This window comes from Neomesorhizobium albiziae (genome assembly GCF_900114255.1).
Classification (GTDB): Bacteria; Pseudomonadota; Alphaproteobacteria; order Rhizobiales; family Rhizobiaceae; genus Neomesorhizobium; species Neomesorhizobium albiziae.
Genome location: NZ_FOSL01000011.1, coordinates 34,576 through 47,975, shown reverse-complemented (window position 1 = coordinate 47,975; position 13,400 = coordinate 34,576). Strand labels below are relative to the sequence as shown.

General features: G+C 60.9%; 16 protein-coding genes. 14 read left to right on the top strand and 2 right to left on the bottom strand.

Going from position 1 to position 13,400, the window contains the following annotated elements; all coding sequences use genetic code 11:
* Positions 1-290: 290 nt before the first annotated feature.
* Positions 291-911 (bottom strand): TetR/AcrR family transcriptional regulator, encoded by a 621-nt coding sequence (locus F3H98_RS17765; protein WP_149761502.1) that lies wholly within the window; start codon positions 909-911, stop codon positions 291-293.
* Between the two features lie 582 nt (positions 912-1,493).
* Here F3H98_RS17765 and F3H98_RS17760 point away from each other — a divergent pair.
* From F3H98_RS17760 to kdsA, 4 genes are all read left to right on the top strand, one after another.
* The gene (locus tag F3H98_RS17760) at positions 1,494-2,264 is read left to right on the top strand and encodes an SDR family oxidoreductase (protein WP_149761501.1); all 771 of its coding nucleotides are present in this window, start codon (positions 1,494-1,496) and stop codon (positions 2,262-2,264) included.
* A gap of 40 nt (positions 2,265-2,304) precedes the next feature.
* Positions 2,305-2,736: an ester cyclase gene (locus F3H98_RS17755; protein ID WP_149761500.1), complete on the top strand. Its 432-nt coding sequence runs from the start codon at positions 2,305-2,307 to the stop codon at positions 2,734-2,736.
* A gap of 314 nt (positions 2,737-3,050) precedes the next feature.
* On the top strand, positions 3,051-3,926 hold the full coding sequence (locus tag F3H98_RS17750; RefSeq protein ID WP_149761499.1) for a VOC family protein: 876 nt from the start codon (positions 3,051-3,053) through the stop codon (positions 3,924-3,926).
* Positions 3,923-4,756: a 3-deoxy-8-phosphooctulonate synthase gene (gene kdsA, locus F3H98_RS17745; protein ID WP_149761498.1), complete on the top strand. Its 834-nt coding sequence runs from the start codon at positions 3,923-3,925 to the stop codon at positions 4,754-4,756. Before F3H98_RS17750 ends, kdsA begins: the two co-directional genes overlap by 4 nt.
* A 93-nt stretch (positions 4,757-4,849) precedes the next feature.
* Here the strand turns inward: kdsA and F3H98_RS17740 are convergent, their stop codons facing one another.
* The gene (locus tag F3H98_RS17740; protein WP_244621779.1) at positions 4,850-5,122 is read right to left on the bottom strand and encodes a DUF1236 domain-containing protein; all 273 of its coding nucleotides are present in this window, start codon (positions 5,120-5,122) and stop codon (positions 4,850-4,852) included.
* Between the two features lie 295 nt (positions 5,123-5,417).
* Between F3H98_RS17740 and F3H98_RS17735 the strand changes: the two genes are divergently transcribed.
* The 10 genes from F3H98_RS17735 (at position 5,418) to F3H98_RS17695 (ending at position 13,400) form a co-directional block, all read left to right on the top strand.
* Positions 5,418-5,621, top strand: coding sequence for a dodecin family protein (locus tag F3H98_RS17735; RefSeq protein ID WP_149761497.1), 204 nt, complete (start codon positions 5,418-5,420; stop codon positions 5,619-5,621).
* 224 nt (positions 5,622-5,845) lie between these two features.
* Positions 5,846-6,208 (top strand): PRC-barrel domain-containing protein, encoded by a 363-nt coding sequence (locus tag F3H98_RS17730; RefSeq protein WP_149761680.1) that lies wholly within the window; start codon positions 5,846-5,848, stop codon positions 6,206-6,208.
* A gap of 623 nt (positions 6,209-6,831) precedes the next feature.
* A complete protein-coding gene (locus tag F3H98_RS31800; RefSeq protein WP_244621769.1) occupies positions 6,832-7,377 on the top strand; it encodes a 2-oxoglutarate and iron-dependent oxygenase domain-containing protein in 546 nt (181 codons plus the stop codon).
* Between the two features lie 47 nt (positions 7,378-7,424).
* Positions 7,425-7,808, top strand: coding sequence for a 2OG-Fe(II) oxygenase family protein (locus F3H98_RS31795; RefSeq protein ID WP_244621768.1), 384 nt, complete (start codon positions 7,425-7,427; stop codon positions 7,806-7,808).
* A gap of 120 nt (positions 7,809-7,928) precedes the next feature.
* On the top strand, positions 7,929-9,203 hold the full coding sequence (eno, locus tag F3H98_RS17720) for a phosphopyruvate hydratase (RefSeq protein WP_149761496.1): 1,275 nt from the start codon (positions 7,929-7,931) through the stop codon (positions 9,201-9,203).
* 4 nt (positions 9,204-9,207) lie between these two features.
* Complete coding sequence (locus F3H98_RS17715) at positions 9,208-9,654, top strand: DUF6636 domain-containing protein (RefSeq protein ID WP_244621767.1); 447 nt, start codon at positions 9,208-9,210, stop codon at positions 9,652-9,654.
* Between the two features lie 90 nt (positions 9,655-9,744).
* Positions 9,745-10,074, top strand: a complete 330-nt coding sequence (locus F3H98_RS17710) for an FtsB family cell division protein (protein WP_149761495.1) — start codon at positions 9,745-9,747, stop codon at positions 10,072-10,074.
* 180 nt (positions 10,075-10,254) lie between these two features.
* Positions 10,255-11,298: a pyruvate dehydrogenase (acetyl-transferring) E1 component subunit alpha gene (pdhA, locus tag F3H98_RS17705; RefSeq protein ID WP_149761494.1), complete on the top strand. Its 1,044-nt coding sequence runs from the start codon at positions 10,255-10,257 to the stop codon at positions 11,296-11,298.
* 14 nt (positions 11,299-11,312) lie between these two features.
* On the top strand, positions 11,313-12,704 hold the full coding sequence (locus tag F3H98_RS17700) for a pyruvate dehydrogenase complex E1 component subunit beta (protein WP_149761493.1): 1,392 nt from the start codon (positions 11,313-11,315) through the stop codon (positions 12,702-12,704).
* A gap of 81 nt (positions 12,705-12,785) precedes the next feature.
* Positions 12,786-13,400, top strand: coding sequence for a Uma2 family endonuclease (locus F3H98_RS17695; RefSeq protein WP_149761492.1), 615 nt, complete (start codon positions 12,786-12,788; stop codon positions 13,398-13,400).

Here is a 13,400-nt window from a genome sequence, read left to right as displayed (position 1 = left end):
GGATGATGAGAGGTGCGGGTGAGTCGGGGGGTGGGAAGGGGTTGGAAAGTCGGCGTTCCAAAGTGCCCTTCTTTCGCTCTCCTCTGACTTGCCGCGCAAACCGCCTCTCCCCCGTTCCGGGAGCGGATGGGTGTGGACGCTGCCCCTCATCCCGGCCCTTTGTAACTTGGATTCTGCCGGCTGTGGTAAAGTCCGGCGCGCGGCGGCGGACGAAAAACCGGCAGCAGGCCAGAGAGTTGGACTGTGGCGTGGTATAGCGAAGAATTCGGACGTCACGCTGAGCCCGTGAGCTATTGCGTCTTACGCTTTTTGCTCGACGAAGGGCGAGCCCCATCCTGGAGCTCGACTCCCTGACCGTTTAACTTAAGGCCGCACAAGACCATGTCGGTCCAGGCCCTCAGAAAGCGGTCATCGTCGATCTTGATTGCCCTTTCTCCCCACACCGCCTCAAATACACGGAACATGGCCAGGCTGCCGACCATCACCGCCGCGACCGCTTGGCTGTCGTGGGCGGCAATGCGTCCGGCCCGCGCGCTCTCATCCAGGCACTTGGCCACTGCGGCATAGGTACCCTGCATGATTTCCCGTCGAGCCGCCGCCTTTATCTTCGGAAATTGATCGACGTCGCGCCAAAGAATGCGCAATTCCTCGCTCTTTCCTGCGAGGACATTCAGAGTGTTCCGGCCGATCCATTCGATCGTGTGGCGCGGTTCCATATCCATTTCGAAGAGTTTCGCCCGAGCGAGTTGGGCCTCTTGGATGAACCGTTCAACGCCAATCCGAAACAGAGCCTCCTTCGACGGAAAATGCTTGTAAAGGGCGCCGGAGCCTCGAGAGAGCCCAGCAGCCTCTTGGATGTCAGGCACGCTGGTTCGGTCGTAACCTCGCTCGGCGAACAGCCGCATTGCCACTCGTAATATCCTCTCGGCCGCGTCGGTTTTCGGTGATTTCACATTAACTCCCGATGATTCAAGCAAGAAGGCTCAATTCCTCATTTACTCTGAATGCGTCGCAGGTTGAACCGAAACCTACAAGCCGATACCGTCGCGATGTGAGAGATCATTTCACTCACTATGCTCATCAATGTGTGGTTGGAGTTCCTGTGGACGAGTTGCGTTCGCGTCAAAGCGAAAAGGACCTCCCGAGCGGGATGGGTCGCCTCATTCATTGAGCTAAGCACCTTCGACACATCGAGGCAGCGGCTAAGGCGTGGCAGCGTCCGCAAGGCCGCTCGGGCAATGTCCCCTTCAGTGGTCGAGCATAAGTCGTTGTGTGCGCTCTATTGAAAACTTCCGTTGTTACTGTCCTTTTCGAACGAAGCACAATCGGCGTCGCATGGCGTGCGGTGCTGACACCTCGCCTGCAAGGATCGGGATCTATCATCTTCCATTCCTCACTACCGATAATAGGGGCTAGACGTCCGCGCGGAGAGAGAGTATTCATTCACCAGACACCCTTATCATTGCCTCTGATGGCCATTTTGAGGAGCCGCCGTGGAGAACTCCGTTGGTTCCGTAGCCATACGCCCCGGCTTCGTTGTCGATGTGCGGCTTTTGGCACTCAAGCCTGGCACCTCGAAGACGGTTGAATGGGCGCAAGGGGATTTGGCGACCGGGAAGGGATTGGTCGATGCTGTGCGGGGCGTGGACACCGTGCTTCACGCTGCGACGCTGTCGCCGATCGCGAAGCGTGGAATGAGGCCGATCGATTTCTTTTCTTCGCCGTCGACAGTCGATGTTGATGGGACGCGCCAACTTCTGGAGGCATCGTCGGGCGCCGGGATAAAGCATTTCCTGTTCGTCTCGATCGTAGGCCTCGAATCCACGTCGCTTCCCTACGCTCGCGTCAAGTTGGCGGGAGAGCAATTGGTAAAGCAATCGCAGCTCCCGTGGTCGGTGGTTCGCGCGACACCTTACTATTACTTGACGGCGCAGATGCTCGGCGGCCTACGCTGGCTTCCCATTTGGCCACTGCCCGCTGCTCCGACCAATCCAGTCGATACAACTGACGTCGCTCACTATCTGGCTGAGTGCCTCGATGACGGAAAGCGTGGGATTCGAGCGGAGATTGGAGGGCCGGAGACGATGTCGTTCGCCGAGTTTGGACGTCAATTCAAGCGCGCCAAGGGTTTTCACAGGCTCGTGGCCTCTATCCCTGTTTCGGAGAAAGCCGGGCTGGCAATGGGATTCGTCAAGACCGACGACAGAAAGGGCGTGAAGACATGGAACGCGTGGCTCAGCGAGCAGCAATCAGCTCCCAGATGATAACCTTGGCTGTACGCGACAGAGGCCATTGGAGGGAGAGATGATCGTCACGTCCATCGAATCCGAGTCGAACGTAAAGCTCGTCCTGAGCGCGATCGAGACGATATTCAACGAACACAATATCAGCGCCGTTGACGAGTTCTTCTCGGAAAACTTTGTTCAGCACAGTCCATATGTACCGCCGGGCGGGAAGCAGGAACTAAAGGAGTGGTGGCAGCGCACCGTCGAGGCAATGCCAGATATCCACGGCACCGTGGAGCACGTTGTTGCGGCTCGAGACAGTGTCGCCGTCTTTCGGACATTGAAGGGCACGATCAAGAAGGACATGCCTGATCTGGGCATTACGGCCAGTAACCAAGAGCTCGAATTCCAGGTTGCGCATCTATTTCAGGTGGCCGACGGAAAGATCGTTGGACACTGGGAAATCATGGACAGTGGCCCCGCGACCAAACTCTCCATCCAGTCAATGTGACTGCCGCTCGGTCAGGGCCCGGACCTACGGGTTCCCCCAGCAGCGCCACCGTCAGCGCTGCCGATCCGGCACCGTCGCCCTCCCTGATACCCGGTGCGCACCAGGTTCCCGTGAGGGCGATGCAGCCACTATGCCGGAGGCGGAAAGGGGCGTGCATAAAACAAAATGAAAGACTGCTGACAGATGCTGACAAATGCAGGGACGGGCGTATCTCCTCCCTTGTAGGGGAGATAACGCCAGCGCCTCGGTTGCCGCTATCGTCGCCGGCCACCATGCCCCTTGAACCGTTGCCTGCTTTGCGCCACATGCGGCCAATGACGCTTCCCATCGATCACCTGGTCCTGCCCGTTGCCGATCTCCACGCCGCGCGGGCGCGGCTTGGCGCTCTCGGCTTCACCGTGGCGCCGGTCGGCGTCCACCCGTTCGGCACGGTCAACTGTTGCGTCTACCTGCAAGGCGGCACTTTCCTGGAGCCGCTGGCGATCGGCGACCGCGCTGCGGCCGGCGCCGCGATGCGCAACGGCAATGTCTTCGTCGCGCGCGACCGGGCTTTTCGCGAAAGACAAGGCGACGAAGGGTTTTCCGCGGTGGTCTTCGGAACCGAAAACGCCGATGCCGACGACCGCAGGTTTCGCGCCGAAAAGATCTCGGCAGGCGCGATGCTCGAATTCTCGCGTCCGTTCGTCGATGCCGCCGGACAGACCGACACGGCAAGTTTCAAGCTGGCTTTCGCGGCGGAGCCGGACGCGGAAACCGCATTCTTTTTCGCCTGCGAACGGGTTAATGCGCCCAAAATCGACCGGACGGCGCTCGAACGTCATGCCAACGGGGTTTCAGCACTGAGGGGTGTCGTGGCGGTTGCGCACAAGCCCCTGAAACATCGCGACTTCCTGCGGCGACTTACCGGCGCCGACGCGGCTGGCGACAATGCCGCAGGCTTCGATATCGCGGTGGGCAATAGCACTGTCGTTGTCGTCGACCCCGCTGCGGCGAAAGCCCGATACGGGACCGCGGCGTCGACAAGCGATGGATTGCAACTTCACGCCGCTATCTTCGGCGTGGCCGATCCGGCCGCAGCAGAAAAGCTTTTCAATGCGAACGCGATCTCCTACGAGAGGCGCGACAATCGCATCATCGTGCCGCCGGCACCCGGGCAGGGCACTAATTTCGTTTTCGAGGCCATGAGATGAACAAGCCGAACCACACCGTCACCGCCGGCAAAGTCAGCTTCGCCAACGACGCCCCGCTGACGCTGATCGCCGGCCCGTGCCAGCTCGAATCGCGCCAGCATGCCTTCGACATGGCGGGAGCGCTGAGGGAGGTTTGCGGCAAGCTCGGCATCGGCCTCGTCTACAAGACCAGCTACGACAAGGCGAACCGCACTTCGCTTGGCGCCACCCGCGGCGCCGGCCTCGATACCGCGCTGCCGGTGTTCGACGACTTGCGCAAGGAGTTTGGCCTGCCGGTGCTGACCGACATCCACAGCGAGGAACAGTGCGGCCTCGTCGCGCCGCATGTCGACATCCTGCAGATCCCAGCCTTTCTCAGCCGCCAGACCGACCTTCTGGTCGCGGCGGCCAAAACCGGCAAGATCGTCAATGTGAAGAAGGGCCAGTTCCTGGCGCCGTGGGACATGAAGAACGTCGTCGCCAAGGTGACCGGTTCGGGCAATGCCAACGTGCTGGTGACCGAGCGCGGTGCCTCCTTCGGCTACAACACGCTGGTTTCCGACATGCGGGCGCTGCCGATCATGGCCGAAATCGGCGCGCCGGTGATTTTCGACGCCACCCATTCGGTGCAGCAGCCGGGCGGGCAGGGCGGTTCTTCCGGCGGCGAGCGGCGCTTCGTGCAGACGCTGGCGCGGGCGGCGGTGGCGGTCGGGGTCGCCGGCGTCTTCATCGAGACCCATCAGGACCCGGACAATTCGACTTCCTCGGACGGCCCCAACATGGTGCCGCTGAAAGACATGCCGGCGCTGCTGGAGCAGCTGATGGCGTTCGACAGGATCGCCAAGGGGTAGGGACGGCGGCATGGTCGTGGGAGAAGCGACCTGTCGCAAGGCAGAGGTAGAAGGCCCGCCGCCAATCCCATGGAATGACGGCGGGCGAGAGCATTAGTCGTAAATCTTCACGATCTTGCGTGTGCCAGGTTCGACAAGCACGGTCCTGTTGTCGACGATGACATACTCGTAGGTAACGTCCGAAACTTCTTCAAATCTGTGAACCTCGACGGTTTCCGGCAATGTCGAACCGATGTTCAACTCGACACCCGGCACCGAAATCGACGCCAGCGGTTTCTTCTTGACGTATTCACGGATGACGGTTTCCTGCTCCGGCGCGATGATCACATCCTGCGCCATTGCCACGGCCACGCCGCCGCACATCATCAAGCCAGCGATTGCGGGCGAAAGAATGTTTTTTACGCCGATAACTTTCATCGGAAAATCTCCTCCGACCAGAGCCCAAGCCATTCCGACTGGATCGGAATTTGGCTCTATCTCTTTGTTTAGCATGATCTTTCCCGAAAATCGGTTTCCACTTTTCGGGATCATGCTCTAAGTCCCTTCGCGCCGTTAACTCATGGAGGGCGGGCTTGTTCCGCCGTCGATGTCACCCTTGCTTGCCGCTGGCACTGCCCAGTTGTAGGGTGACCGGCCAAACAGTGCGCAAGGAGGGATTGCCATGTCTGTCGCCCGCGTCACCGAAATCACCGCCTCGTCGAAGAAGAGTTTTCAGGACGCCATCGAAAAGGGCATCGAGCGCGCCGCCAAGACACTGAAGAATGTCGAGGGCGCCTGGATCCAGGACCAGAAGATCGTCGTCGAGGATGGCAAGATCACCGCCTACCGGGTCAACATGAAGGTGACTTTCATCCTGGCGGACTAGGCTGTTTTGATATTCAGGTGATGCCGGTCTGCAAATGTCGGCTTTCTGCGCTTGCCGCGGCTCGCGTACCCAAATGTACGCTGCGCTCCGGTTCTCGAAATCCACCATTCTCGACTCGGCCTAACCTGAATCTCAACACACCCTGATCCTCGACTTTCTCGGAACCTTCGCTGTCGCTCCTCATTGTTCCTGCATCGCCAAGACAACGAGGAGTGTGAGATATGATGACGACCCACACTGGGCATACCGACGCCATTGCCGCTTCGCGCGTGATCGGCACCGAGGTCTACAACACCGCCGGCGAGCATATCGGCACCATCGAGGACGTGATGCTGGAGAAGAGCTCCAACGGCATCATGTTCGCGGTCATCGGTTTCGGCGGCTTTCTCGGCATCGGCGAGAAATTCCACGCCATTCCATGGTCGGTTCTCGACTACGAGAAGGACCGCGGCGGTTATGTCGTGCCTTACACCAAGGAACAGCTGAAGGCGGCGCCCGCCTATTCGATCAACGAGCTGGCCGGCAAGGATGGCGAGAAGGCGCGCGATGCCTCCTATGCCTATTACCAGGTCGATCCGTACTGGTAGCAGCGCCAGATACTAAAAAACGGCCCCGGTTGGGGCCGTTTTTTTGCCTTCCAGCGACGTCAGTTGCTTCCCCTAACACTCAAAATGCCTAATCATGCGCCTGCATGATGGAGATATTCGAATGGCCTTGCGGCTCGGGGTTGTCGCAGGACGTCAAAAACGCCGCCGCGATGAAGAACAGGCTGACGATACCGCTCAGCTGGCTTATTGGCGAAACTCCCTCCAGTCTCGCCCCACGCAGCACGAATCATAGCGCAAAACGCCGCCGGCGTCGGCGGGCAGGCCGATGACAAATGATGACATCGCCTGTCGAAAAGTTGAATCCCGGGCTCGACCGGAGGCAAGCCTGACGTAAACTGCGGACTTTGATTTTACGCATTCGCAAACTCTACTGCGGCGGCCCGAAAATCGGGATCGATTTTCGGAAAGCACGATGCAGCGATTCAAAATCTTAGAGCGTCCTTTGCGCGTCCAAAAGGACGCGCGGCGCTCTAATGACGGCGTTTTCTGCGCTTCCGGTGCTCGCGTGCTATACGTACGCTCCGCTCCGGTTCTCGAAATCCACCGCCATTTGACTCACCGCAGCGAGTTATCGAGCAGCCTCTTAGCCCTGGAGCGCCAGAATGCCATCGTTTCCCGTTTTCGACCTTTCCCGTTTCGAACAGGCAGGCGCGCAAGAGCGCCGGAAACTCGGCCGCGAGGTGGATGATATCTGCCGGTCGACCGGATTTCTTGCGATCAGCGGCCATGCGGTGCCGCAGGCGACGATCGACGGCGTCTGGCAGGCGGCGCATGATTTCTTCGACCTGCCGCAGGAAACCAAGGACGCCGTGCGCGCACCCTATCCCGGCTATCCCTACGGCTATCTTGGCAGCGGCGCCGAGGCACTGGCGAAATCCAAGGGTGTCGACACGCCGCCGGACCTGAAGGAGAGTTTCAATGGCGGTCCGCTGAAAATCCCGACCGGGCTGACCGACGCCCAAGCGCTGTCGTTCTGTTACGCCGAGACGATATGGCCGGGCGAGCCTGAAGGGTTCGTGGAAGCCTGGAAGGCCTATTACGGCGCCATGGAAGACCTTGCCGCCCGCATCATGCGGGTGTTTGCGGTGGCGCTGAGCCTGCCGGAAGGTTTTTCGAAAAATCGATCGATGCGCCGATCAGCGCGCTGAGGGCGCTCAACTATCCCGAAACGTCGACACCGCCGAAGCCGGGGCAATTGCGGGCTGGCGCCCATACCGACTACGGCAGCCTGACCATCCTTCTGCCGCAGCCCGGCTCGGGCGGGCTGCAGATATTCACGCCGGAAGGCGAATGGCGCGAGGTGCCGCCGGTGCCCGGCGCCTTCGTCATCAACATCGGCGACCTGATGGCACGCTGGACCAACGACCGCTGGGTGTCGACGCTGCACCGTGTCGTGAACGCCGACGGAAGCGCTGTGCGCCGGCAGTCGCTGGCGTTCTTCCACCAGCCGAACTGGCATGCCGAGATCGCCTGTCTCGAATCCTGCCTGGCGCCGGGCGAAAAACCGCTCTACGAACCGGTGCTTTCGGGGCCGTACCTGATGTCGAAATTCCAGGCGACGGTGAAGCCGGCCGCGTAAGGATGGATCCGGTTCGCCTGACGCGACGGCAATTTTTGCCGCCGCCGCATTGCGTTTTGCGGGCCAATGGCTAAGACGGGCGCGGCTATTCGCTACCGCTCCATCAAGGGATTTTCGAACATGACCGCAATCATCGATATCGTCGGCCGCGAAATTCTGGACAGCCGCGGCAACCCCACCGTGGAAGTCGACGTGATCCTGGAGGACGGCACGATGGGCCGCGCGGCGGTTCCTTCCGGCGCCTCCACCGGCGCGCATGAAGCGATGGAGCTGCGTGACGGCGGTCCGCGCTATCTCGGCAAGGGCGTTCAAAAGGCGGTCGAGGCGGTGAATGGCGAGCTGTTCGAGGCGATCGGCGGCATGGAGGCCGAAAACCAGATCCACATCGACCAGACGATGATCGAGCTCGACGGCACGCCGAACAAGAGCCGGCTCGGCGCCAACGCCATCCTCGGTGTGTCGCTGGCGGTCGCCAAGGCTGCGGCGGAGGCTTCCGGCCTGCCGCTCTACCGTTATGTCGGCGGCGCCTCGGCGCATGTGCTGCCGGTGCCGATGATGAACATCATCAATGGCGGAGCGCATGCCGACAACCCGATCGACTTCCAGGAATTCATGATCATGCCGATCGGCGCACCGACGCTGCGCGACGCCGTGCGCTGGGGCTCGGAAATCTTCCACACGCTGAAGAAGGGGCTGAAAGACGCCGGCCACAACACCAATGTCGGTGATGAGGGCGGCTTCGCGCCCAACCTGAAGAGCGCGCAAGCCGCGCTCGACTTCGTCATGGCCTCGATCGAGAAGGCCGGCTACAAGCCGGGCGAAGAGGTGGCGATAGCGCTCGATTGCGCGGCAACCGAATTCTTCAAGGACGGCAACTACGTCTACGAAGGCGAGAAGAAGACCCGCGACCCGAAGACCCAGGCGAAATACCTGGCCAAGCTTGCCGCCGACTATCCGATCATCTCGATCGAGGACGGCATGGCCGAGGACGACTGGGAGGGCTGGAAGCACCTTACCGACCTGTGCGGCAAGAAAGTTCAGCTGGTCGGCGACGACCTGTTCGTGACCAACTCGGCGCGGCTGCGCGACGGCATCAGGATGGGGGTGGCAAACTCGATCCTCGTCAAGGTCAACCAGATCGGCTCGCTGAGCGAGACGCTGGACGCCGTCGAGACCGCACACAAGGCCGGCTATACCGCCGTCATGTCGCACCGCTCGGGCGAAACCGAGGATTCGACGATCTCCGATCTCGCCGTCGCTACCAATTGCGGGCAGATCAAGACCGGATCGCTGGCGCGCTCGGACCGCACCGCCAAGTACAACCAGCTGATCCGCATCGAGGAAGAACTCGGCAAGCAGGCGCGCTACGCCGGCACGTCGATCCTCAAGGCCTGATCCCGTGCCAGCGGCCGCGGCGCGGTTTCATGCGGCGCGGCTCGCCGGCACGCTGGCGGTCACGACCGCTCTCTTCTGGCTTCAGGCGCCTGCCGCGCTGGCGCAGGATTCCCTGGACGGCTTCCGCACGCCGTCCGGCAACATCCAGTGCGCGTTCTTCGACGATACGTCCGTTCGCTGCAACATCGCCGACAAGGCAACGCCGTTGCCGCCGCGCCCAAAGGATTGCGAACTCGACTGGGGCAGCGACTTCGGCCTCGATGGAACGTCAAGGCGCGGAGAACTGCTTTGCGTCGGCGATACGATCCGGGGCCACTACCTCGTGCTGCCCTATGGCGAATCGTTCCGGCGCGGCAGCATCACTTGCCGCTCGGAGCGCACAGGCGTGACCTGCACCAACGAACGCGGCGCGGGGTTCGCGCTTTCGCGGAAAGAGCAGCGGCTTTTTTGAATTCCAGCGCGGTTTTTTCGCCGGCGCCAGCGTCTCGTAACCCGGCATTAAGCATGATCGGGCGACAAAGGTGCGAGAGGTTTTCGCACCATGTGGACACGCCAGCACAGACGAAGAAACACCGGACGGTTGATCGTGCCGGTCATTTCGGCGGCATTTCTCGCCTATTTCGGCTTCCATGCCTATCACGGCGAATTCGGCATCTATTCCAAGTACAGGTTCGAGGCGCGCATGGCCGAACTGCAGGCAGAGCTGGCCACGGTGAAGGGCGAGCGCGTCGAGCTGGAGCATCGCGTGCAGCTGCTACATGACGGCACGCTCGAAAAGGATATGCTTGACGAGCAGGCCCGCAAGGCGCTGAACTTTTCGCAGCCCGACGAGATCACCATCATGCGTGACCGCCCCGGCACGATTAACTGAAATCCAGTTAATCGCTTATATTTCCTGTAAATATAACGATTTAGCTGCATGACAGCCATGCATTTTTCCGCATGGCCCTACGTCATTTTGCATGCTAGCTTTTCTCATAGCCAGGGAGGTGACGGCGCTGCCAGATTGCCTCCGAATGTCCGCGAAGAGACAGCCAACAGGGAGTGATTGATGGCGACTGCCGCGAAGAAGACGTCTGCCAAATCGAAGGCGGACGCCAAGGGCCCGGGCGGCCCCGTTGCGCCGAAACCGGCCGATTTCACCAAGGAACAGGAGCTCGCGGCCTATCGCGACATGCTTTTGATCCGGCGATTCGAAGAGAAGGCCGGCCAGCTCTACGGCATGGGTTTCATCGGCGGCTTCTGCCATCTCTATATAGGCCAGGAAGCCGTCGTTACCGGCATGAAGATGGCGCTGATCGAAGGCGACCAGATGATCACCGCCTATCGCGATCACGGCCACATGCTGGCCATGGAGATGAGCCCGCGCGGCGTCATGGCCGAGCTGACCGGACGCCGTGGAGGCTACTCCAAGGGCAAGGGCGGCTCGATGCACATGTTCTCCAAGGAGAAGAATTTTTATGGCGGCCACGGCATCGTCGGGGCGCAAGTGTCGCTGGGCACGGGCCTCGCCTTCGCCAACCGCTACCGCGGCAACAAGAATGTCTCGCTGACCTATTTCGGCGATGGCGCCGCCAACCAGGGCCAGGTCTACGAAAGCTTCAACATGGCCTCGCTGTGGAAGCTGCCGGTCATCTACATCATCGAAAACAACCGCTACGCCATGGGCACCTCGGTGACGCGCTCCTCGGCCGAGACGGACTTCTCGCATCGCGGCGCCTCGTTCAAGATCCCCGGCATCCAGGTCGACGGCATGGATGTTCGCGCGGTGAAGTCGGCTTCCGACCTTGCCACCGAATGGTGCCGCTCGGGCAATGGACCGATCATCCTCGAGATGCAGACCTACCGCTACCGCGGCCACTCGATGTCCGACCCGGCGAAATACCGGACGAAGGAAGAAGTGCAGAAGATGCGCTCCGACCACGACCCGATCGAACAGGTGAAGGCGCGCGTGCTCGACAAGAAATGGGCCAGCGAAGATGACCTGAAGGCGATCGACAAGGAGGTTCGCGACATTGTCGCCGACTCCGCCGAATTCGCGCAGACCGATCCCGAGCCGGATGTTTCCGAGCTCTGGACCGACATCGTACTCTAAGGGAGGGCGCGAACATGCCGATCGAAATCTTGATGCCCGCGCTTTCCCCGACGATGGAGGAAGGCAATGTTTCCAAATGGCTGAAGAACGAAGGCGACAGAATAGTCGCCGGTGACGTGATCGCCGAGATCGAAACCGACAAGGCGACGATGGAGGTTGAAGCGGTCGATGAAGGCACGCTGGCCAAGATACTGGTCGCTGCCGGCACCGAAGGCGTGAAGGTCAATACACCGATTGCCGTCCTGGCGGTCGACGGCGAAGACGTGGACAAGGCCGGGGAAGGCATTGGCGAAGAGCCTCCGGCCAAGCCGGCAGCGGCGCCCGAAGCGCCGAAGGCCGAGGCGGAGAAGCCCGCGGCCGCACCCGTTGCCGCAGCGCCGAAGACCGAAGTGGCCGCGGATCCGGATATTCCCGCGGGAACCGAGATGGTGTCGACGACCGTGCGCGAAGCGCTGCGCGACGCCATGGCCGAGGAAATGCGCCGCGACGAAAGCGTCTTCGTCATGGGCGAGGAGGTTGCCGAATACCAGGGCGCCTACAAGATCACGCAAGGCCTGTTGCAGGAGTTCGGCCCACGGCGCGTCGTCGATACGCCGATCACCGAGCATGGCTTTGCCGGCGTCGGCGTGGGCGCGGCTATGGCCGGGCTGAAGCCAATCGTCGAGTTCATGACCTTCAACTTCGCCATGCAGGCGATCGACCAGATCATCAACTCGGCGGCGAAGACGCTTTACATGTCGGGCGGCCAGATGGGCGCGCCCATCGTCTTCCGCGGCCCGAACGGTGCGGCGTCGCGCGTCGCTGCCCAGCACAGCCAGGACTATGCCGCCTGGTACAGCCACATTCCGGGCCTGAAAGTGGTGCAGCCCTATACGGCGGCCGACGCCAAGGGCCTCTTGAAAGCGGCGATCCGCGACCCGAACCCGGTGATCTTCCTCGAGAACGAAATCCTCTACGGCCATTCCTTCGACGTGCCGAAGCTCGACGATTTCGTGCTGCCGATCGGCAAGGCGCGCATCCATAAAAAGGGCAAGGACGTTACCATCGTCTCCTGGAGCATCGGCATGACCTATGCGGTGAAGGCGGAGGCAGAGCTCGCCGGCATGGGCATCGATGCGGAGATCATCGATCTGCGCACGATACGCCCGATGGATCTCGACACCATCATTGCCTCGGTGAAGAAGACCAACCGCCTTGTCGTTGTGGAAGAGGGGTTCCCACAATCCTCGGTCGGCGATTTCATCGCCAACCAGGTGTCGCAGCGCGCCTTCGATTTCCTCGACGCCCCGGTGATCACCATTGCCGGCAAGGACGTGCCGATGCCTTACGCGGCCAACCTCGAAAAGCTGGCGCTGCCGAACGTGGCGGAGGTCGTCGCGGCGGTGAAGGCGGTGACGTATCGCTGAGGAGAATTGACGCTTTACGGCGCGGTCATGATGGTGGCCGCGTAACGTCCATCAGGCAATCGACGGAACTGATTGATCAGCATGGCAGAATCCGCAAAAAAGCGCGCTACCTATGCCGACCTGGAAGCGGTTCCGCCGCATTTGGTTGCCGAGATTATCGATGGTGAATTGCTGACGCATCCTCGGCCTTCGCCCAGACATGCCGGGGCTGCCAACGCGATATCGGCGAAGTTGACAGACCCCTTTCAATGGGGTGGCGGCGGTCCGGGAGGCTGGGTGTTCTTCCCCGAACCGGAAATCAGCTTCGGTGAAAATATTCTCGTTCCAGATATTGCTGGCTGGCGACGCGAACGCCTGAAAACCTATCCCGACAAGAACTACTTCACCATTGCGCCAGATTGGGTCTGCGAAGTCCTATCCGGCTCTACGGAGAAGCGCGACCGTACTTTGAAGATGCGCATCTATGCCGAAGCAGGCATTCCCCACATGTGGCTGATCGATCCGCGGCTGCAGATTTTGGAAGCCTTCGAGAACCGCGACCGGCGCTGGATGAAGATCGGAGACTGGAACTCCGACGACAGCGTCAGTGCGGCTCCGTTCGATACCATCTCCTTCTCGCTCGCCGACCTTTGGCCCTTGGATAAACCGCTCGGTTTCAACGAAAACCCGCAAGCCCTCTACGCCGGAGACAGATAG